This is a genomic window from Finegoldia dalianensis (genome assembly GCF_046255015.1).
Lineage (GTDB): Bacteria > Bacillota > Clostridia > Tissierellales > Peptoniphilaceae > Finegoldia > Finegoldia magna.
Genome location: NZ_JBDLBQ010000008.1, coordinates 21,215 through 44,317, shown reverse-complemented (window position 1 = coordinate 44,317; position 23,103 = coordinate 21,215). Strand labels below are relative to the sequence as shown.

Annotated in this window: 20 protein-coding genes; 15 read left to right on the top strand and 5 right to left on the bottom strand. The window is 32.2% G+C overall.

Annotation, left to right across the window (positions count from 1 at the left end; all coding sequences use genetic code 11):
* The first annotated feature begins 26 nt into the window (after positions 1 to 26).
* The 7 genes from ABDJ34_RS08910 (at position 27) to wecB (ending at position 8,730) form a co-directional block, all read left to right on the top strand.
* Positions 27 to 728 carry a response regulator transcription factor gene (locus ABDJ34_RS08910; protein ID WP_412702118.1) on the top strand — a complete coding sequence of 234 codons (702 nt, stop codon included), beginning with the start codon at positions 27 to 29 and terminating at the stop codon, positions 726 to 728.
* Positions 721 to 1,803, top strand: a complete 1,083-nt coding sequence (locus ABDJ34_RS08905) for a sensor histidine kinase (protein ID WP_412702117.1) — start codon at positions 721 to 723, stop codon at positions 1,801 to 1,803. The genes ABDJ34_RS08910 and ABDJ34_RS08905 overlap by 8 nt, the downstream gene beginning before the upstream one ends.
* 119 nt (positions 1,804 to 1,922) lie before the next feature.
* Entirely contained in the window at positions 1,923 to 4,082 is a 2,160-nt protein-coding gene (locus tag ABDJ34_RS08900) for a hypothetical protein (RefSeq protein ID WP_412702116.1), read from the top strand.
* A complete protein-coding gene (locus tag ABDJ34_RS08895) occupies positions 4,083 to 4,766 on the top strand; it encodes an ATP-binding cassette domain-containing protein (protein ID WP_412702115.1) in 684 nt (227 codons plus the stop codon).
* A gap of 436 nt (positions 4,767 to 5,202) precedes the next feature.
* Positions 5,203 to 6,345, top strand: coding sequence for a glycosyltransferase (locus ABDJ34_RS08890; protein WP_412702114.1), 1,143 nt, complete (start codon positions 5,203 to 5,205; stop codon positions 6,343 to 6,345).
* Between the two features lie 13 nt (positions 6,346 to 6,358).
* Complete coding sequence (locus ABDJ34_RS08885; protein WP_110058281.1) at positions 6,359 to 7,585, top strand: nucleotide sugar dehydrogenase; 1,227 nt, start codon at positions 6,359 to 6,361, stop codon at positions 7,583 to 7,585.
* 53 nt (positions 7,586 to 7,638) lie between these two features.
* On the top strand, positions 7,639 to 8,730 hold the full coding sequence (gene wecB, locus ABDJ34_RS08880) for a non-hydrolyzing UDP-N-acetylglucosamine 2-epimerase (RefSeq protein WP_412702113.1): 1,092 nt from the start codon (positions 7,639 to 7,641) through the stop codon (positions 8,728 to 8,730).
* Positions 8,731 to 8,846: 116 nt separating this feature from the next.
* Here wecB and ABDJ34_RS08875 read toward each other — a convergent pair whose 3' ends face one another.
* The 4 genes from ABDJ34_RS08875 to ABDJ34_RS08860 form a co-directional block, all read right to left on the bottom strand.
* Complete coding sequence (locus ABDJ34_RS08875) at positions 8,847 to 9,020, bottom strand: hypothetical protein (RefSeq protein WP_002835799.1); 174 nt, start codon at positions 9,018 to 9,020, stop codon at positions 8,847 to 8,849.
* A 70-nt stretch (positions 9,021 to 9,090) separates the two neighbouring features.
* Positions 9,091 to 9,240, bottom strand: coding sequence for a hypothetical protein (locus tag ABDJ34_RS08870; protein WP_002835798.1), 150 nt, complete (start codon positions 9,238 to 9,240; stop codon positions 9,091 to 9,093).
* Between the two features lie 12 nt (positions 9,241 to 9,252).
* The gene (locus tag ABDJ34_RS08865) at positions 9,253 to 9,417 is read right to left on the bottom strand and encodes a hypothetical protein (protein WP_002835797.1); all 165 of its coding nucleotides are present in this window, start codon (positions 9,415 to 9,417) and stop codon (positions 9,253 to 9,255) included.
* A gap of 509 nt (positions 9,418 to 9,926) precedes the next feature.
* Positions 9,927 to 10,958 (bottom strand): M42 family metallopeptidase, encoded by a 1,032-nt coding sequence (locus ABDJ34_RS08860; protein WP_412702112.1) that lies wholly within the window; start codon positions 10,956 to 10,958, stop codon positions 9,927 to 9,929.
* Between the two features lie 132 nt (positions 10,959 to 11,090).
* Here ABDJ34_RS08860 and ABDJ34_RS08855 point away from each other — a divergent pair, with 132 nt between their 5' ends.
* From ABDJ34_RS08855 to ABDJ34_RS08820, 8 genes are all read left to right on the top strand, one after another.
* On the top strand, positions 11,091 to 11,588 hold the full coding sequence (locus ABDJ34_RS08855; protein WP_412702111.1) for a nucleoside 2-deoxyribosyltransferase: 498 nt from the start codon (positions 11,091 to 11,093) through the stop codon (positions 11,586 to 11,588).
* 99 nt (positions 11,589 to 11,687) lie between these two features.
* Positions 11,688 to 11,936, top strand: a complete 249-nt coding sequence (locus ABDJ34_RS08850; RefSeq protein ID WP_094205151.1) for a hypothetical protein — start codon at positions 11,688 to 11,690, stop codon at positions 11,934 to 11,936.
* Between the two features lie 267 nt (positions 11,937 to 12,203).
* Positions 12,204 to 13,460 carry an adenylosuccinate synthase gene (locus ABDJ34_RS08845; protein WP_412702110.1) on the top strand — a complete coding sequence of 419 codons (1,257 nt, stop codon included), beginning with the start codon at positions 12,204 to 12,206 and terminating at the stop codon, positions 13,458 to 13,460.
* 302 nt (positions 13,461 to 13,762) lie between these two features.
* Complete coding sequence (locus ABDJ34_RS08840) at positions 13,763 to 14,353, top strand: TetR/AcrR family transcriptional regulator (protein ID WP_094206692.1); 591 nt, start codon at positions 13,763 to 13,765, stop codon at positions 14,351 to 14,353.
* Between the two features lie 11 nt (positions 14,354 to 14,364).
* Positions 14,365 to 16,419: an efflux RND transporter permease subunit gene (locus ABDJ34_RS08835; protein ID WP_094209367.1), complete on the top strand. Its 2,055-nt coding sequence runs from the start codon at positions 14,365 to 14,367 to the stop codon at positions 16,417 to 16,419.
* Positions 16,420 to 16,430: 11 nt separating this feature from the next.
* Complete coding sequence (locus ABDJ34_RS08830; RefSeq protein WP_412702109.1) at positions 16,431 to 18,764, top strand: hypothetical protein; 2,334 nt, start codon at positions 16,431 to 16,433, stop codon at positions 18,762 to 18,764.
* 267 nt (positions 18,765 to 19,031) lie between these two features.
* Positions 19,032 to 20,762, top strand: coding sequence for a proline--tRNA ligase (locus ABDJ34_RS08825; RefSeq protein ID WP_412702108.1), 1,731 nt, complete (start codon positions 19,032 to 19,034; stop codon positions 20,760 to 20,762).
* 157 nt (positions 20,763 to 20,919) lie between these two features.
* A complete protein-coding gene (locus ABDJ34_RS08820) occupies positions 20,920 to 21,963 on the top strand; it encodes a Fic family protein (RefSeq protein ID WP_412702107.1) in 1,044 nt (347 codons plus the stop codon).
* Positions 21,964 to 22,019: 56 nt separating this feature from the next.
* Here ABDJ34_RS08820 and ABDJ34_RS08815 read toward each other — a convergent pair whose 3' ends face one another.
* Entirely contained in the window at positions 22,020 to 23,078 is a 1,059-nt protein-coding gene (locus tag ABDJ34_RS08815) for a methyltransferase domain-containing protein (protein ID WP_094224172.1), read from the bottom strand.
* Positions 23,079 to 23,103: the final 25 nt, after the last annotated feature.

The following is a 23,103-nucleotide window of genomic DNA, read 5'->3' as shown; positions in this document are numbered from 1 at the left end:
TATAAGATTTAAGGAAGAGAGAAAATATGAAAATTATGGTAGTTGAAGATGATATTGATTTATCAGAATTAATTAGGATGTATTTGATTCCAGAAGGATGGGAGATAGAAACTTTTCATACAGGTAAAAAAGCGGTTGAAAGTTTTAATCGAAATCACTATGATTTAATATTATTGGACTTATTGCTTCCGGATATAAATGGGTTTGAGATATGCAAACAAATACGAGAAAAATCCACAATTCCAATAATTATGCTAACTGCTCTGGAAGATTCGATTCATAAAGTACAAGGTTTAAATATGGGTGCAGATGACTATATCATAAAACCTTTTGAGCCAACAGAATTAGTAGCTAGGATTAAGTCAAATCTTAGAAGAAGTTATGAATTTTCTTCTGTAAAATCATTAAATAATGACGAACATGAATTTGACGAACTTGTTGTAGGAAATTTGCGATTAAATAAAAAAACGCATAAAAGCTTTTACAATGAAATAGAAATAACTTTAACGCCTAAAGAATTCGACATTTTGTGGATATTGATGGAAAAACCGGATGATGTACATAATATGGACGAAATACATTACAAAATTTGGAAAGATGAAGTACTGTCAACTGAGGTAAATCCTGTCATGGTGCATATAAGAAGAATACGAAGTAAATTTGAAAAATATGGAATAAGTTCCATAATAAAAACAATTTGGGGAGTGGGGTATAAGATTAATGCGTAAAGAAAATTCATATATTAAAAGAATTATTCTGTATCAATGCTTATGGATAGCTGTTGGAATTTTTATTACATTTGCTTTTCATCAATTGATAGATAGTTTGATAATTTATAATATCGATACAGAAGCCGAGTTAAGTCCAATATATAAGATTTATTTTGGATTTGGTCATTATTTTTTTATTATGCTAGGGGTAATCTTCATAATTATCGGATGCTTTTATATTCAGAATAAAGAATTCGAAAAATATCGCGAGTATTTTGAATCTGGAATTAAATATATTAAAGGCGAAGTCCCTACTATTGGAGAATTCCACGAATCTTTATCTAACGAAAGATTGGATTTCATCAATATTAGAAAACTCATTTTAGAGATGGAAAATAATTATGAACTAGCATATAAGGAAAAAACAGATTTGCTGACATATTTGGCACACGATATCAAAACTCCACTATCAAATTTATTGGGTTATTCTACTTTGCTTTACGATGAAGATAATTTAACTTATGAGCAACAAAAAAAGTTCATAAAAGTTATCTACGAAAATGTAAAATCATTAAATAGTTTGAGCGAGGATTTCTTCTCCTATTTGAAATTCAATTTAAATGAAATTCCAATTAACATCAAAAAGTTTGATGCAGGACTATTTTTAAAACAATGGGAAGAAGAAAGAAAAACACTGGTGAACGATAACGATTTGGATATTAGATTTGCAAATGCTTCCGGCAAAGAAATTAATACAGACCCTGAATTACTCGTGAGGATTTTGGATAATTTGGTATCGAACGCGACCAAATACTCAAAAAAGGGTACGACCATAATTGTTGAAGTTGAGATAAAGGATAAATCATTAAATTTGACGGTTAAAAATGAAATCGAAAATAATTTAAACGTAGATTGGAAATTGGTGAAAAATAAATTTTATCGCGGAGATATGTCACGAAATCGCATAAAAAACAATGGATCTGGAGTTGGACTTACAATTGTAAATGATATTGTGACACATTTGAATGGAAAATTTGATTTGTGCAATAAAGATAATTGGGTAATTGCAAATGTAATTATTCCCGTATATTAAAAAGAAAGAAAAAAGCAAGAATTAATACAAGAAAACTTAATCTCTTATTTTCAAGACTAACCTATAATGATATTAATAAGGTTAGTTTTTTATTGATAAGACATAGAAGGGAATAGGTTATGAAAAAAATAATAGGCTTATTAACATTTTTATTGATTTTTGTTGTAGAATTAGGATTTTTCTATAGTAAAGATTCACGTTTTATGGAGTTTTTTATAAGAGAATTTAATACTACCGTAAATATAACTACCAAGCCACAAAATATTGGAAATAATATCATTGAAATTCAGAAAATTGCGAAGAAAAATAAAATTAGTTTCATAAAAGAAGTCTACATACCCAAAAACTCATTAAAAGAAAAACAAAAAATAAATATATTTATTTACCTTGATGATGCTAGGTGGTTTAAGAAATCATTTAAGAATATTGATATCGTTGAAGATGATAATGGTATTAATAAGTTCAAAAATGTAACTAAGAATAGCCTTTTGACTAGCAAAAAAATTGATTTTATTGATTATTCTAAGATTAACGATTATACGTTTAACGGAGATTATCATATTAAAGGATCGCCTTCTGATGTTTTGGAATTTATGAATGAATTAAATAGCAGACAAGATTTGGGAATTGATGCAATTGTTGATAAATCTTTTTCGGTTGCTAGTGAAGTTACTCAAAAACAAGCCATATTATACGTAATGCTTATTTTAGTAATTATTTTTGCTCTATTATTTAGTTTTGTAATTTATAATTCATCACTTTCTAAGGAAATATCGATAATTTCTTTATTGGGTCATAATGAACTGAAATTTTGCTATAAAAAGGCTGTGGATTTGTTAGCAATTCCTATATTAATTTCATGGATAGGAATGTTTGGAGTTTTATTTTATTTGACTAATCCAGACTCAATGATCGGATTTTTAATATCTATCAAACAAATATTCTTATTACTTGGAGTAATAGGATTTTCTTTGATATTATTTTATTTTTTTATGCTTTACTTTAGAGTTAAGAATGTCAGCACCATTTCGTGGTTAAAAGGCTACAAAAAAAGATATAAAATAAGTCCTGTGATTTTTAAAGTTATTTCATTTTCTGTTGTCCTATATCTATTTGTTGTAACTGTGTTTGGATTAAGCGATTATGTTACTTCTACTTCATATTTTGATGCATGGGAGAAATCAAAGAATTATGCTAATATAGCTTGTGCATGGCCGTGGACTTATGTTGAAAATGATGATAAATTTGAAAAAATAGTAGTACCTAAATTAAATAATTTATGGGATGAATTAGATTCTAAAGGGGCAATACTATTTTTCGCACCAAATATCCAATATGTAAATGATGATGAATACTTAAATAATCAGGTTTTTATGGGAAGGTATGCTTATATCAACAAAAATTACCTTGAACTAAATAACTTAGTTGATGAAAAAGACAAACCATTAGCTAAATATACGCCTAATTCTAATGAATGGATTATATTTGTACCTGAAAACATTTCAATAACTGATAATGATAGGCAAAATATAAGAAAATCACATGTGCTTAATTGTACGACTAAACAAGACAATGTCAGTGAGAAGTATATTAAAATTAAGGAAAAGCAGCATGTTTTTACATTTGATAGTCAGCAAAAAATAAATAATCCAGATATATTGAATTATGCTTTGATTATGGTTAATGGAAAAGAATTAGTGCCTACTGGAGAGATTAAACTACCATCATTGGTTAACGGGAAGTTTCATCCTTATATTTCAAATCCTACTAAATGCTATGAATATTTAAAACCAGTTATTCAAAAAACAGGATCGTCTCCTTATATACTTTACGTTACAAGCGTTTATGATGAAGTCATTGAAAAAATAGAAATGTATAAGACGGAAACTATTATTTATCTTTTAGGGTTTTTACTATCGGTTTTAGTATTGTTTGTAACGATAAAAATAGATGGAGAATCATATTTTTATAATTACGGACAAAAAATCTACGTTTCTAGATTGCTGGGATATGGTTTTAAATCTATCCATAAATCTAAATTAATTCAGATTATAGTTGGATTTATCGTAAGTGTTAGCATTTGTTTTATGATAATACTTTTTACGATATATTTTAGAAGTTTTGGATTTTTTGAACCAAGAGATGGATGGAATTTAAGAAAATTATTAATTTGTCTAATAATGTCAATTATTAGCATTATTATTTGTTTCATGTATGAAATTATTAACGTAAAAAAGAACGAAAAAAGTTTAGTGACAAAGATAAAGGAAGGTAATTAAATGAATATTGATAAACCTCAAATATCATTGAAAAACATATCGAAAAAATATGGGAACCATAAAATATTAGAAAATATTAATCTTGACATTTATCAAGGAGATTTTATTTGCATTTTTGGGAAAAGTGGTGGTGGCAAGACAACGCTATTAAATATAATCGGAACGCTAGAAGAATATGATGAAGGGGAATTGATTTGCTTTTCTAAACATAATCCAATTAGAAATGGAAAAGAATCTGAACTTTTACGAAGGTATAAAATAGCATATCTTTTTCAAAACTTTGCTTTAGTTGATAATATGACAGTTCAAGAAAATTTGAATTTGGCAGTAAAATACAGTAGAAGTACAGATAAAAAATCAATTATAAAAAAAGCTCTTATGAATATGGGAATAGAAGACAAGCTTAAATCAAAAATATTTGAATTATCAGGTGGAGAGCAGCAAAGAGTAGCTCTTGCGAGAAATATGGTTAAGCCATACGAAATAATGTTAGCAGACGAACCGACAGGATCGTTAGATAGTGAAAACAAAAAGATTGTAATTGATACACTTGTAAAACTAAACAAACTGGGGAAAACTATAATTGTTGTTAGTCATGATAAAGAATTTGAAAAAATTGCGCACAAGAATTATATTATTGAAAACGGCAAACTGAAACAGCTAGAATTTGTTGTGGAGAAATAATAGAATATTTTGTTTAAAAATTTAAGATCTCAAATATTAGAAGTAAATGGCATACAAAATTTTTTAAAATACAAATTGGGTATGTGAAAAGTTTTGTGTATCAGCTCCTCCTGATAGGTTGTGAGCTGATATTCTTTTGATTTTTAAAAAATATACTTTTTTTTACTAAAATATGAAAGCTCAGATAATTGTAACATAATTTTACACACAAAATATTTCACAGCCTATATACAGAAAGATCAATCCAACAAAGCCATCGAACAATTAACAAAAGAAATGAAAAACTTTTAATTCAATTATCCTACTCGCTATTTTTGCAGGTAGGATTTTTTTATTCAATCCCTAAGAAATTCTAAAGATTACAGAAAACATGAGCAAATTTAATGAAGTTGTGATATAATTTTAACTGTTAAATATATTAATAGGATGATGAAAAATGGAAAAATCAAATCAAAAAAAATACACTTTTTTGATTAATACAACTCCACCACCTAGACTAATAAAGAGAATGGATCTTGTAAAAGAAAAGTTCGATTTGTATGCTATTTGTTGGGACAAAGGTGGAGATGAAAAATATGATTTCAAGCGTGACTTTTGCAAGAAGGAAATAATCAACATAGATGCTGACAACAGTAACCCTATGAAAAGACTTATTCCAACTTACAAATTCTCACAAAAAGCTTATAAAATATTGGAGAGAATTAAACCGGATTTAATTCACGTTCAAAGTTATGATATGCTAGAGATAGCTACAAAATACAAGAAAAATAACGACAACAAGGTTAAGATTATATACGAAGTACCGGATATTCACAGATATTTGACTGATGACAAGAAGAATTTCCCGATGAATATTGTGTCTTCTGTCTTAAAAAAAAGAGAGAACAATATGCTTTCATTCGTGGATTTGATGATTGTTACTAGTATGAAATTCTGGGAACATTTTGAAGGGAAATACAGCAAGGATAATTTGGTGTTCATGCCTAACATTCCAAATTTGGAATTATTCAAGGATTATGATAAGTTAAGGGTGAAAAACCAACACGATACTTTCACTGTAGGATACATTGGTGGGCTAAGATATTTGAACGAATTGAAAAAGCTTACGAAAGCTATGGACGGTTTGGGAATGAATTTGATGATGGCGGGTTTCGAGAGTGGAACTTACTTCAAAGAACTTGCTGAAACGAAAGATTTCATTGAATATCGTGGCAAATTTTACTATGACGATGAGATTGCAGAGCTTTATTCAAAATGCGACTGCATATTCTCAGTTTACGATGCGTCGATGAAAAATGTTAGGATTGCACTTCCGAACAAATTATACGAATCCATTCACGCAGAGCTTCCTATAATTGTCGCAAGAGACACTTATTTGTCGGAGGTTGTGAACGAATGGAATGTGGGAGTTGCGGTTGATCACGAATCAGATGAGGAAATGAGAAATGTTTTGCTCAAACTTAGAGATGACCAATCATTCTACCACGCGCTTCAAGAAAACTGCAGAAAGATGCAATCAGAATTAAATCCACAAAAAAATAACGAAAGATTATTAAATAGAATAGAAAATTTATTTTAAAGGAGAGAATATTATGATTAATGTAATTGGTTTAGGTTACATAGGTCTACCTACAGCGTTGATGCTATCAACATCAGGCAACAAGGTAGTTGGAACAGATATTAAAGAAGAAGTAATTGACAAATTAAAGCATAAAGAATTAACTTTCGAAGAAAAAGGAATGGATGAGCTTTTCGAAAAAGCTTTGAATTCAGACATCACTTTTTCATTAAAACCAGTGTCCACTTCTTTCTATATTATTACAGCACCAACTCCATACGATCCTGTATCTAAGAAATTGGATTGTTCTTATGTAGTAAAAGCTGTAGAATCAGTGTTGGAACCTGCAGAAGAAGATGCGATTATAGTTGTTGAATCAACAGTTTCACCGGGAGCTATCGACACTTACGTTAGACCTGTTGTAGAAGAATATATCGAAAAATCAGGCAAGAAATTAAACTTGGTTCACGCTCCAGAAAGAATTATTCCAGGAAACATGGTTTACGAATTGGAACACAATGCTAGAACAATTGGCGCTGACGATCCAAAATACGGAGAAAAAGTTAGGGAAGTGTACTCAACTTTCTGCAAAGGTGAAATCAATCTAACTAATATAAAAACAGCTGAAATGACAAAGGTTGTTGAAAATACATTCAGAGACATCAACATTGCATTTGCGAATGAATTGGCTAAGATTTGCCGCCAAGGTGGACTTGATGTCAACGAAGTTATCAGAATTTCCAACAAACACCCAAGAGTTAACATTCTTTCACCAGGACCTGGTGTAGGCGGACATTGTATTTCAGTTGACCCATGGTTTTTAGTTGGAGATTATCCACTTCTTACTGAAATAATCTACAAAGCTCGTCAAATCAACGATTCAATGCCAGAATACGTTCTTAAACGTGCCTACAATATTATGCAAGAAAACAACTTAAAAGATTTTTCAAGAGTTGGTATTTACGGATTGACTTACAAAGAAAACGTAGACGATGTCAGAGAATCTCCAACACTTCAATTGTTACAACACCAAAAAGAACATTTGGGAGATGGACTAAAAGTTTACGATCCAATGGTGAAAAGAGAAGTTGTGGAAAATCAATACCACGATTTGAACAAATTCTTAGACGATGTTGATTTTGTAATCGTGATGATTGGTCACGACGAAATCAGAGAAAACATGGATGTATTAAAAGACAAAGTTGTACTTGATACAAGAAACATCGATGTTGATAACAAATACAATTTCTACAAATTATAAAACAAATCAAAGGGCGCTAAATTTGCAGCGCCTTTTTTAAAAAGAGGTAAAAAATGAAAAAAGTAATGGTGGTTTTTGGGACAAGACCAGAAGCGATTAAAATGTGTCCACTTGTAAAAGAACTCAAAAAAAGAGACGAATTCGAAGTTTGCGTGCTTGTAACTGGACAACACAAAGAAATGCTACGACAAGTATTGGATGTTTTCGAAATCAAAGAAGACTACAACTTGTCTATCATGAAAAAAGGACAAAGCTTGTTCGATGTTACCACAACTATTTTAGACAAAATAAAATCTATACTAGAAGAAGAAAAACCAGACATTGTTTTGGTTCATGGAGACACTTCTACAAGTTTTGTTGCAGGACTTGCAGCATTTTATTTGAGAATACCAGTAGGTCATGTGGAAGCTGGACTTAGAACTTACAACAAATACTCTCCATATCCAGAAGAATTTAACAGACAAGCCATAGGATCGTTGGCAGATTTCCACTTCGCACCAACTACAACTGCAAGGGATAATCTGCTACGAGAAAACAAAGATGAATCCAAAGTTTTCGTAACGGGAAACACAGTAATAGATGCACTTCAAACAACAGTACGTGACAATTATTCTAACGAAAATTTGATCGAAGGTAAAAAGATGATTCTTCTAACAATGCATAGAAGGGAAAACTTGGGAGAATCCATGAAGAATTCCTTCAGAGCAATCAAAAGAGTTGTCAACGAAAACGAAGATATATATGTCATTTATCCGATACATTTGAATCCAAAAGTACGAGAAATCGCAAACGAAGTATTTGACAATCACCCTAGAATCAAACTAATTGAGCCGTTGAATGTAGTTGATTTTCACAACTTCATGAAACAATCATTCTTCGTAATGACAGATTCAGGTGGAATTCAAGAAGAAGCCCCAGCACTTGGCAAACCTGTTTTAGTAATGAGAGATACAACAGAAAGACCTGAAGGGGTAGAGGCAGGGACATTAAAATTAACTGGACTTTGTGAAGAAGACATCTACAACGAAATGACCACACTTCTTTCTGACAAAAATGAATACGACAAAATGAGTGAAGCCACAAACCCTTACGGAGATGGCCACGCATCTGAAAGAATCTGTGACATTTTATCCAAAAATCTATAAACAAAAAAATCCAACTTCTACATGAAGTTGGATTTCATATTTAAACGTCAAATAAATTTGATACGTTAACAGATTGGATTTTCTCAATTATCTTAATCTGGAATTGAATTGTTTAATTAAGCTTGTTTTTTGCTCTTTCTTGATTTTCTTTCAGTATTGAAAAGAGGATTAACTCTTTCGTAGAAGTCATTCATTTGTGCAAAGTTCATACTTGCCATGTTTGAGCTTAAGCTTACTGTACAGTTTTTACCGAAATTTCTAATTTGTTTTTGTGTTGTTTTTGTGAACATATTATTTTCCCCCTTATTAATTGTTTATTACTCTTTTAAGATGTTACTATTTGTTTAATTTGTTTAGTTATTACGCTTGTTTTTTGTTTTTCTTTAATTTTCTTGAACCAAATAATGGTGTCATTCTTTCGTAAAAGTTATCCGCTTGAGCAAAATTCATGCTCGCCATACTTGTGTTAAAACTAATTTGTGAACTTTTTCTAATATTATTTTTTCTCATAAATTTTACCCCCTATGCGTTTTTTCTGTTCTTGAAGATTCTTCTTGATCCAAACAATGGAGAGAATCTTTCGTTAAAATGATCGACACTTGCGAATGTCATTGATGACATGTTTGTGTTCAAACCAAGAGATGTTTTCTTTGCAAAATCTAAATATTTTCTGTTATTCTTAATCATTTCAGTTCCCCCTCATTTAATATTTATATGTGATTTTCGATTCGTTAATAAATGAATATTCAACGAACGAAATTATCGAATTTAATATTCAAGGAATATCCAAATGATAACTCATCTCATATCCCTCATTGCAATAAGTATTATATAACCATAAAACAGCTATGTCAAGCACTTTTTCAAAGTTTTTTGAAAAATTTTTGTAAAGAAAAATTAGGAAAACGAATGATTTTTGTGAGTACCGTTTTCACAGAAGGCTTATTTTTATGCGATAAATATTTTTTCAGGAAAACAAATGTTGATATGTTCAAGTTTTATAATAAAAATAAATTTTTCCCAGTTACTCAATGTTTTCCTGGAATTTTCCCGAAAGAAAACAGATAGCATTTTAAAAATATGGGAAAATTTTTTGTGAAGTTGATAATGTATATTGGTGATTGCAAAGAAATTTAGCAAAATAAAGCTATTTGCACAAAAAAATTAGCCGAAATATTCGGCTAATTCAAATCAATTTATTTCTTGTCTTCGATGTATTTTATACATAAATCGATAGATGCTTGTAATCCTTCTTGGTGAGTTCTTTCCATTGCGTGTGATGCATCAACACCAGGGCCAATCAAAGCAACTCTCAAATTATATCCTGCGGCTAATGCTGCTGATCCGTCTGATCCGTAGAATGGATAGATGTCAACTGCGTGAGGGATATTATTTTCTCCACAAATTCTGACTAATCTTTCTTTTAATTCTAAATCGTAAGGACCTGTAGAATCTGCTGCACAGATAGTTGTTTTAAATTCAGAAGATGTTTGTCCGTCTCCAGGAGCAGCCATGTCAACAACGATGAATTCGTCAGTTTCTTCTGGAATTCCGTAGCATGCACCGTGTCCAACTTCTTCGTAGTTTGAGATGAAGAAGTTAAGAGTGTGTTTTGGAGTTATGTTGTTTTCTACAAAATATCTTACAGTTTCATACAATACGTATACACAAGCTTTGTCATCTAAGTGTCTTGATTTTACGAATCCGCTTTCTGTTAATTGAGTTCTTGAATCCAAATAGATGAAATCACCAACGTTGATTCCTAGTTTTTCTACATCTTCAGCTGATTCTACCTTTTCGTCGATTCTGATTTCCATAGTCTTGGCATTTCTTTCGTTGCTTTTAGCTTCTGGGCCGTAAACGTGAACTGATTGTTTGTCGTTTAAGCATGTTCCAGTGTATTTTTTGCCAGACATTGTAGAGATAGTTACGTATTCATTTTCAACAGAGTTGTATGCGTATCCACCTACTAAGAATGTTTTTAATCTTCCGTTTGGTTTGATTTCTTTAACCATTAATCCCAATGTATCTACGTGGGCTGCAAATGTGGATTGTTTTTCGTCAGTTTCACCACGAAGAGTAACAACCATTGCACCCTTGTTAGTGAAGTTGATTTCAACTTTTCCTAATTCTTCGAATTTTTTTCTAACTTTTTCCATAACGACTTTAGTGTCGCCAGATGGGGAAGAAGTCATTAAAATTTCTTGTAAAAAATCTAAATTTTCCATATTGAGAACCTCCTAAAATATATTTTTATGATACCACATATAATCACATTGTTTCAATCTTTAAAGTGAGGGTTAATGTTTTAACTATAATTATACGCATCAAATATATGATAAAATTAATTGAGGTGAAAAATGAAAGGATATTTTGCATCACATTTCTTCAACGACGCTATGTTTCGTTGGACTGAAGATTTGGCGAGATTTATAGAGAAAGAAGTGGACATTGATTTGTATGTGCCACAACGAAATGATTCAATAAACAACAAAAAAGACAATGATGCTACAATTACTGACATCGACATCGCAAGAAATGACATGAAGAAGTTAAAAGAAGCAGATGTTTTGATAGCTTGTCTTGATGGATTGTCGATTGACGATGGTGTTGCAGGAGAAATCATGGCTTTTTCTGTGATGAAAGATTATGAAGAAGAATACAAATTAACTGACAAGAAAAGAATTATCATCGGATTTGTCACAGATATGAGGTATTTGGGAACTGGAGAGAACAAATTATACAGAAACCAAATGATAGTCGGCCAAGTTAAAGACAAAGGATATTTCATCGTGGGCTATCCAAACACAGACGATTACAAGAAAGAAATCGTGAATATTATTAAAAGAGAATATTAGAAAAATCTAGCTAGAAATAGCTAGTTTTTTTATTGACAAATGGTAAATGAAAATTTATCATATAAGTGATAAGAATATTCACTATCAAGAGGGAGAAGAATGAGAAGAATGAAAAGCAAGTACTTATCTGGAATATGCAAATTAATTTATTTAATAACAGTAATTTTAATATTTATAGTTAACAAGAGAAATATTCAATTACCAAAAATCACATTGATTCTTTTAGTGGGAATAAATATGTTTAGCTTTGCCGCAAATATATTTTTATCGGAAATATCAAAAAAGTTAAAAATTGGCATAATTTTGTCTTTGGTAATTTTTTACGTAATTTTCTTAATTTTAATATGATTTAATAGAAAATTGAAATATTCTTGTCGTAACATAGCGAAGTTCTCATTGGATTTTGGCGGAGATTTTGTGAGGACTTTTTTGTTGGTATCAGAATTAGATATAACTTGGTGTATAATATAAATGAAAGAATAATTCAAAATAACAAATTGGATAAATTACGGATTTTACACTATTTTTAAATGTGGGAATATGGTATAATTAGTAGTTGTGATTTGTAGTTAACTTAACAGTTAAATGAATCTAATAATTTGAAAGGAAGTTGTTATGAATAAATTAGCGATAATTGGTGCACAATGGGGAGACGAAGGTAAGGGAAAGGTTGTAAATTACTTTTCCAAATTTAATGATATTATTGTAAGATCTTCTGGTGGTGCCAACGCAGGACATACTATTTATTTTAAAGACAAAAAGTACGTACATCATTTACTACCATCAATAACTTTTGACACAGATTCTAAGGGATTCTTGGCAAAAGGAATGGTAATCGAATTAGAACAAATGATTGAAGAGTTGAAAGTTTTGGAAGCTGATTTCCCAGGAATTTCAAAGAGATTTATGGTAGATGTAGAAACATTTATCGTTCTACCTTACCACAAAGAAGAAGACGGATTGTTGGAATCTATGAGAAAAAATCCTATCGGAACTACAAAAAGAGGTATAGGACCTGCTTATCAAGACAAAGCTGCTAGACAAAACGTTAGAATTATTGATTTGTTTGACGATGAATTGTTAAGAGAACGCGTTGAAGAAATAGTTTATTTAAAAAACAACATCTACGAAGGCAAAATGCACATCGATGTCGACGAAACAGTAAATTATTTGCTTGACAAGTTCGACCAATTATTAAAATTGGGCGTTACATTCACATCAGCATCTGAAATCGAAGAAGAAATCAAAAACAAAAAAGTTCTTTTCGAAGGTGCACAAGGAATCATGCTTGACTTAGATTCAGGAACATACCCATACGTTACATCAAGCACAACAACTGCTTACAGCACATCAGCAGCAGATGTTACATTGACTGATGATGACACAATCATGGGAGTTGTAAAAGCATATACATCCAGAGTTGGAGAAGGAGAATTCCCAACAGAATTGTTCGATGAAGATGCAGACAAACTTAGAAAATTAGGCAATGAATTCGGAGCTACAACTGGAAGAAACAGACGTGTAGGCTGGATTGACCTTGCACAATTACGTTATGCAATCAAAAAGAGCAAAATCAACTCAATCGTCATGACAAAAGCAGACGTATTAAACGGCTACGATAAAGTAAAAGTATGCGTTGGATATGAAATAGATGGAGTTGAACAAAAAATGCCATTCATTTCAAATGATTTCAAAAAAGCAAAACCAATCTACAAAGAATTTGACGGTTGGAATGATGTGTTTGAAGTAAACTTCTTGAAATACATGACATTTATCGAAAAAGAATTAGACACAGAAATCTCTTATGTTTCTTATGGTCCAAAAACAGAAGAAATTATGGGAAAAAGAGATTTTATCATGAATATAAAATAAAATATTACAAATTATACCGTGGACTAGTTCACGGTATTTTTTTGCCCAAATTTACATCAAACTCCAACCTCAGAAAATTTATAAAAAAATGTTACAAAATTTCAAAAAAATTGTTTTATGAAATTGAAAAATATCAAATAAAAACGTAATTTGCAAAACAAATGTTGAATTTTCAACGTTTTAAATCGAAAAAATAAAAACAAAAAATTTTAGGAAAAATGTTGAACATAGTTCAAAAAAGTGTTACAATATAAAACGTCAAAAGAAATGAACGGTGTTCAATAGATGAAAGGAGGTTAGTTGTGTCGTATTTGGACGAAAAGAAAAAAGATAATAAATTACAAATAATTCAGTCTGCGGTTAAGATGTTTGAGAAAAAAGGCGTTGATAAGACGACTATCAGAGATATTATGAGCAACACTGATTTGGGATTGGGAACTTTTTATTCTTATTTTAAGGATAAGGAAGATTTGAAGGAACAAATTGTCCTGAAGAAGCTTACAGATTTGGTGGTGGAAACTGAGAAGAAGTGCACACAAGAAGATCATGTTGAAAGGTTTATTAGTTTTTTGGATTATATTATTGATTATTACATTGCTAATCCTTTTGAGTTTGAACTTGTTGCGAGTAATTTGAACTGGGCGTTGTATGCTAAGGTAGAAAATGATAAGAGATTTTCTGAAACAGACACTGCGCTGAAATATATTTTGAACAAGTATTCACAGTTGTTCTCAAAGGAATATTCTGATTCACAAAAATTATATATTCTTTCTTTGACGATTGAGACTGTGATTTCAACTTGTAAGCTTGCAATCAGAAAGGATTCCATTTTATCGATTGATGAAATGAAGTCTGTTTTGGTTGAAGTTATTAAACAAATTTTAAATAGATAAGGGTGATTTACATGAAGAAATTTTCAGAATTTATAGCTAATCATCCTAAGTTAGTGCTTTTGGTTATGACTTTGTTGTTGATTCCATCAATAATTGGTTACAAGGCAACAAATATCAATTACGATATTTTGTCTTATTTGCCAACTGATTTGAAATCAACTCAAGGCCAAACAATTTTGGACAAAGATTTCAAAAATGCAGCTACTGGGATGTTGATTTTAAAGGGCACAGACAACGATGCCGAGAAATTAAGAGAAGAAGTGCAAAAAATCGACGGGGTTGAGGATGTTATTTCCAAGACTTCAATTTTAGGACCAACTGTTCCTAACGAATTTTTGCCAGATGATATTAGGGATGTGTTCTATGCCAAAGATAGCACTTTGATGATGGTTAAGTTTAGTGAATCGTCATCTTCAATGAGAACTATGAAGGCGATAGATCAAATCAAACAAATCGAATCCAAAGAAAAATACTTGAGTGGTATTAGTGCTCTTGTAAAAGATACGAAGGATTTGATTGACAAGGAAACGCCGATTTATGTAATGCTTGCTGTGGCACTTGGACTTGTGGTGTTGAGCTTGACGAATGAATCGACTGTAATTCCATTCGTGTTCATGTTGAATATAGGATATGCTGTTATTTATAATTTTGGGACTAATATATTCTTAGGACAAATATCCTACATTACTAAGGCGATTGCAGCGGTGTTGCAACTTGCCGTTACGATGGACTATTCGATTTTCTTGTATCACAGATATGCAGCGGAAAAGAAAAAGAGAGACACACATAAGAAGGCAATGGCAAAAGCTATTGAGGCGACATTCTCATCGTTATTCTCATCTTCACTTACAACTTTTGCAGGATTCTTGGTTTTGATATTGATGAGATTATCGTTGGGTAAAGATATCGGTCTTGTAATGAGTAAGGGTGTATTCATAGGACTTTTATCTACTTTGGTTGTTCTTCCACCAATGCTACTTCTTACAGAAAAAGCTGTGGACAAATACAATCACAAAGTATTACTTCCAGAATTTACCAAATTACCAAACTTCGTCGTAGATAAGAGAAAAGTGTTGGCATTAGTATTTGTAGTGTTATTTATTCCAGCAATTTATGGATCTGTAAACACAAAATTATACTACAACTTGGATAGATCATTGCCACAAGATTTGGACTCCATTGTATCTCTTAATAAAATGAAGAAAGACTACAACATGGCAAGTACTCATTTTATCGTTGTAAAAGATAATTTATCTAACACTGCTATGGATTCTATGATTGATGAGTTAGAACACATCGACGGTATCAATTCAGTTGTCGGAACGAATTCAATCACAGGTGTTACAATTCCTGCGACATTCTTGCCAGACAAACTCAGAGATAACTTCGTAAAAAACGGCTACGAAATGCTGATGGTTAATTCAGAATACCAAACAGCATCTGACAAAGTGAACAAACAAATCACACAAATGCGTGATGTAATAGCAAAACACGACAAGGACGGATATTTGACAGGTGAAGCTGTTCTTACAGACGATTTGACAGATATTTCCGATCAAGATTTCAAGATGGTTAACATAGCATCATTAATTGCAGTATTCATAATCATCGCAATATCGTTCAAATCATTTGGAATTCCAGTTGTATTGATAGCAGCCATAGAACTTGCAATTCAAATCAACATGGCAATCCCATTCTACTTCAATCAAACAATTCCGTTTATCACATCAATCGTAATTGGCGTAATTCAATTAGGATCTACGATAGATTATTCTATATTAATGACGGACAGATTCTTGTTCGAATATCGAAAGACTAAAGATGTAAATGGTTCGTTGAAAACATCGGTAAGAGAAACATCCAAATCAATTGTTACAAGTGCCTTATCATTCATGGCAGCGACAGTTGGTGTAGGAATTTATTCAAAAATGGAAATAGTATCCACAATATGTACGTTATTGGCTAGGGGAGCAATCATCAGTATGCTTGTAATCATAATATTACTTCCAGCAGTATTGAGCATTACATTCCCATTTATCAAGAAAACAACTAAAAATTTAGCGTAAAGGAGAAGACTATGAAGAAAAATATTGAAAAAATCTTAGCCTTGTCATTAGTATCTTCAATGACATTTGCTAACCTATCATTTGCAGAACAACAAGATTTAATCAAAAAATCAGAAACAGTTTATGTAACAGTAGAAGGTAACGAAATCAAAGACAAATCAGTTTCTGTATGGTTAAATTCAGATAAAAATATAAAAGCAAACGACAAATCTAATTTAAAAAATGTAAAAGATTTGAAAACAGACAAAGAACTAAAATCTGAAAATGGTTATTTGAAATTAGATGAAAACAAAAAAGACATCTACTACAAAGGTGACACTGACAAAAAACTTCCAGTGGATGTATCTGTAAAATACTTCTTAGATGGAAAAGAAATGAAAGCTTCTGAATTGGAAGGTAAGTCTGGTCATTTGAAGATTGTAATCAATTCTAAAAATAACAGATACGAAGCCAAAACAATTGACGGACAATCAAAAAATGTATATTCACCATATGTCGTTGTAGCAGCGATGACATTTGACGATGAAAAAGTAGAAAACGTCACATCAGACGATATCAAAGTTGTAAAAGACGGAAAGAACGAAATAGTAACTACAGTTATGACACCAGGTATGAAACAAAACTTAACAGGAATTGTAGAAGACAAAGAATTGGACAACTTCAAAGACGAAGTTTCAGTTGAAATGGATATTAAAGATTACAAACCAGTAGAAATCTATTCTGTAATCACTAACGAATTCTTCCAAGAAAAGAAAAACATCGATTCATTAGATAAACTTCAAAACGGTGTTAAAGAATTACAAGATAATTCACAAAAACTTGTAGATGCATCAGTTAAATTATCTGAAGGACAAGACAAATTAAACTCAGGAATTTCACAAATGCAAACAGGAGTTACAAAACTTCACTCGGGTTCACAAAAACTTGCATCATCAACACAACAAATGCAAGGCAAATTCTCAGGAATACAATCAAAAGTAGGTCCAATCCAAGGATATATAGCTCAAATGAATGACGGTAGCTTGAAATTGTATAATGGAATTTCTGACTACACAGCTGCAGTAGCTAAAATCAAAGAAAACACAACTAAAATCAAAGAAGGCTCCGAAAAATTAGCCAAAGGTGCGACTGATTTGGACAATGGAGTTGGCAAATTAAAAGATGCGACTTCACAATTAAGAGCTGGAACTGAAAATATGAAAGAAATGACTGCACAAAAAGACCAATTGCTTGAAAAATCATCACAATTATCAAACGGATTGAATGGTTTGGCAGGAAGTTATGGTCAATTAGCAGATACAGTTGAACAAATTTCAGGAAAATCTCAACAATTAAAAGATTCAAGCGCACAATTCAACGAAAAATTACAACAAGTAGCACAACTTGCAGGTGGTGCTGAGACAAGTGCAAGTGCAGAAAAAATCGCACGTGGACTTGAAAGTTCAGCAGAAGGATTGAACAATGCAATCCAACAATTACAAGCAAACAATGAAGAAGGACAACTAAACGACACAATTGCATATCTTCAAGCACAAAAAAATGTAATGTACGTTCAAGCAGAATCTATCAGAAATGCTGGTTCACAAAATGCTGGGCAACAAAAACTACAAGCAGCATTGGCACAACTAGCACAAAGCTCAAGTGCATTATCACAAGGAAACGCTGTTTTATCCAATGCGCTTATGAGAACATCAGCTGCTATGAATCAATCGAAAGCAAAACTTGTAGATTCTTCTAACCAATTATCCCAAGGATTGGGACAAATGGGAGGCGCATTGAATGGCGCAGACGGATTATCAACATTGAAGGATTCCATCGACAAACTTGACGATGCAACAGGTCAAATCAAAGGTGGATCACAAACATTAAAAGAAGGAACATTGCAAAATGAAAAAGCAATGGCAATGCTTTTAAATGGAATGGAAGAATTGGACAAGAATTCAAGTGCGTTAGTTGAAGGCTCATCAAAATTATCTGGTGGATTACAAGAATTCAACAAACAATCAGCTCTTTTATCTTCATTGTCACAAATCAATGAAAAAGCCATTATTCCAATGAGTAATGCAATCAATATGTTAAATGATGGACTTGGAAAATTAGATTCATCAACTGGACAATTAAAATCAGGTAGCGACAAGCTTGCTTCTGGACAAAAAGAATTCAGTTCCAAATTAAAAGAATACAAAGAAAAAGGAATTGATGAATTATCCAACAAGACAAAAGATTTGAACAAATTCAAAGACATCATCGATGCTATGAGTGATTTGGCAGTAAAAGATTCTTCATTCACAGGAACAGACAATAATTTTGAAACAAAATCAAGAATTGTTGAAAAAATAAAATAGTAATCTTTACAAAAACATTCTATTCTGATACAATCTAATGTATCGATGAAGAGAATATTAGTTCTATACGATTTTTCAGAGAGAAAGTGTAAGGTGGAAACTTTCATTTACGATAGAATGAACCTAACTCGGAGATTATGTCAAAATCATAGGGTTGTCACCTTATAACTAACAAACTAGAAGTGGTATAGCGATCCTTCGTCTTCGTGACGGAGGATCTTTTTTTAGATACATATTAAATACACCAAAGAAAGGAACATGTAAATTATGAGAATGAATAAATTTTATATGCCAACTTTAAGAGAGGATCCACAAGATGCAGAAATAGCAAGCCACAAGCTTCTATTAAGAGCTGGCATGATTAGAAAAACAGCAGCAGGGTTGTACAGTTATTTGCCATTGGGATATCGAATTGTAAGAAAAGTAGAAAACATCGTTCGTGAAGAAATGGACAACTACGGTTCACAAGAAATCCATATGCCAGTAACTCAACCTCGTGAAATCTGGGAAGAATCTGGAAGATGGAAGACATTTGGACCGGAAATGTTCAAGCTCAAAGACAGAAATAATCGTGAATTCTGCCTCGGACCAACAGCCGAAGAATATTTTACAGATTTAGTAAAAGGTGAAATCAAAAGCTACAAGCAACTTCCACTTAATATTTACCAAATCCAAACAAAATACCGTGATGAAAAAAGACCAAGATTTGGAATCAACCGTTCCAGAGAATTCTTGATGGAAGACTCTTACACATTTGATGTAGATGAAGAAGCGATGCGTGAAGCTTACATGAATATGTGGAGAGCGTATGAAGTTGTATTCAACAGACTTGGCTTGGAATACAAAATCGTAGCTGGAGACAGTGGCGCAATGGGTGGCAACAGTTCACACGAATTCATCGCATTAAGTGATGTAGGTGAAGGTGTGATTTGCTACAGCGATGACAGTGATTTCGCAGCAACAGATGAAAAAGCATACGTATACTATCAAGTAAACGATGAAAATGTAGAAAAACTTCCATCAGAAAAAGTCCTCACACCAAACTGCAAAACAATTGAAGAAGTAAGTGATTTCTTGAATGTTGACGCCGCACATTGCTTGAAGGCTGTGGATTTGATGGTAGAAGGAAAACCTGTAATAGTGTTCATACCAGGAGATCGTGAACTTAACATGTCCAAACTTGTAAGTTATTTGAAATGTCCAGAACACGAAATCGAAATGATGGAAGAAAAAGACATCCTAGCTTTGAACAGTTCACCAGGATTTACTGGACCAATCGGACTAGATTCAAGAATCATCATTGACTCAAGAGTTACACAAATGAAAAACTTCGTCGTTGGAGCGAATGAAGAAAACTACCACATCAAAAACGTAAACTACGGGGATGATTTCGAAGGGGAAATCGTAGAAGATTTGTTGATGGTACAAGAAGGGGATATCGATCCTGAAACAAAATCTCCATTGAAATTCAAAAGAGGAATCGAAGTTGGAAATATATTCCAATTGGGACAAAAATACTCCAAGAGCATGAATGCTACATTCTTAGATGAAAATGGAAAAGAACAATTCTTCTGGATGGGATCATACGGAATCGGCGTTACAAGAAGTGTCAGCGCAATTGTAGAACAAAACCATGACGACAAGGGAATGATTTGGCCATTAGTTGTAGCGCCATATCACGTAATCATCACAGTTGTTAACACAAAGAATGAAGAACAAAATACACTTGCAGAAAAACTTTACGAAAAGTTACTTCTTCAAGGAGTAGAAGTTCTACTTGATGACAGAAAAGAAAGAGTAGGAGTAAAATTCAACGACCGTGACCTAATAGGAATTCCGCTAAGAATAACTGTAGGAAAGAAAGCATCTGAGGACATAGTAGAATTTTCTGAAAGAAAAACACTTGAAAATGTAGAAATGTCATCAACAGAAGCTTACGAAAAAGTAATGGAAATCATCAACGCTAACTTAAAATCAGTTGGTGGATTGTACAGATAATTTAAAATGAGAACTACGAGTGATAAGGCTCGTAGTTTTTTTCTCGCCACTTTTTATTTATCTACGCCAAATTTACGAAAATGGCGAGAAAAATCTCGCCAATATTGATTTATCTACGCCATTTATGGTATAATGGCGAGAAAGATGGTGAGAATGTATGAGAGAATTTGATTATTCAAAATTATTAAATCTGAATATTCCTGCAAATATGTACGATTTGATATCAAAAATTTACGAATATAAAGGCAAACAGGAACTTTATGTAGCAAATTTTTCTGATGTACTTGAAAAGATGGTGGAGGTTGCGAAGATTCAGTCAACAAAATCTTCTAATGCAATCGAAGGAATTTCTACAAATGATAGTAGATTAGAAGAGTTAATGAAGAAAAAAAGTGAACCTAGAAATAGAAATGAAGAAGAAATATATGGATATAGGGAAGTGTTGGATATTATCCACGAAAATTATTCAGATATTGACTTTACGAAAAATAATATCTTGACTCTTCATAGTAGGTTGTATTATTACTCTTCTGAAAGTCATAAAGGGAAATTCAAAACTATCGATAATAGCATTGTGGAAACAAATGCATTTGGAGAGAAAAAGATAAGGTTTCAGCCAGTGTCTGCATTTGAAACAGAAAATTATATCGATAAAATGATAAGTGCTTATGATGAAGCCGTAAAATTAAAAGTACCACCATTGTTATTAATTTCATCTGTGGTGCATGATTTTTTGTGTATTCATCCTTTTTATGACGGAAATGGTAGAATGTCTAGGCTATTGACGCTTTTGCTTTTATATAGAAATGGTTTCTTTGTAGGAAAATATATTTCTTTGGAAATGATAATTGAAGATACTAAGGATATCTATTATGAACAATTACAAGCATCAAGCGAGAATTGGCATTCTGGAGAAAATGATGAGTTGCCATTTATAAAATATATGTTATCAGTTATTTACAAAGCATATGTTGAATGTGATGAAAGGTTCAGACTAATAGGAGAGAAATCATTGACATCTGTCGATAGAATTATGAAAGTTTTCGAAAAAACGTTAAAACCATTATCTAAGTCAGATATAGTTATAATGTGTCCAGACATTTCTCAAAGAACCATTGAAAGAGCCTTGAAAGAATTAAAAGACACACATTTAATTAAACAAATAGGTAGTGGAAGAGCAACTAGATATATTAAAGCTTGATATTAGCGAAAATCAAAAAAAGCTGTGAGATTATCTCACAGCTTATATTTTTATAGTTAACAACAGCAAGAACCGCTGTTTCCATCACAATCACATTCATTTCCTGGGCCGTCACAACCATCGAACAGACCAAAGTGATTTGTTCTATCTCCAACGACATCGAAGTATTTTTTAAATCTAGTTTCTTCGATCATTGCGCAGCTGTTTCCACACACTGCCATTGGCAAATCTTTATAGAATCTGTGGTGGTCATCTAGGTCGAAGTAGTGTTCGCTACCTAAAATACCTCCGCGATAAGTTACGAATTGTCCATATTGTTCGCATCTATCTTCGATAATTCCTGGTAATTTCACTGCTCTTACAGTTCTTGATGTGAAGTTCACATTGCCAACCAATTCTTCGATTTTTCTGTTTTCGATTGGTGCCTTAGTGATTTTAGTATATCTGAAATCTTCCCAGCCGATTTTATGCAATAATCTTCTGAAATCTTCTACATACATTGCTCCCGCTAAACATTCGCCACGTAATACAGGGTTTTGGTAAATTTCATCAGAAACCCTTCTGTCAGCGAAAATATCTGAGAAGTACAATTCTCCACCTTTTTTCAAAACTCTCCACACTTCTTTGAACACTTCTTCTTTGAACGGAGAAAGGTTGATAACGCAGTTACTGATTACAACATCAACAGATTCATCTTCTATTCCCATAGATTTCAAATCTTCAATGTAACCTTTTTTGAATTCTACGTTTGATTTCTTGTAGCCAAATTTTTCAGCCATTTGGTCTTGATATTTTCTAGCAAAATCCAATTGGTCATCTGTCATGTCGACGCCGATTACTTTTCCATTTTCACCGACTAATTTAGAAGCGACATACACATCGACCCCTGTTCCGCATCCCAAATCCAACACAGTACATCCTTCAAGAGCTGATGGAATTGGAGAGCCACAACCGTAAAATCTCTTCAAAAGTTCAGGATTAACCATTCCTCTTATTTTTTTGATATGAAGTGGCATACTATCCGAACAACTACAGATTTGAGTTTGCATTTTGCCTTCTTTTTCTGTAGTAATATTGCTGTAATATTCTGAAACTTGTTTTCTAATATCTTCCATAAATACCTCCTAATGTTATTCTAAT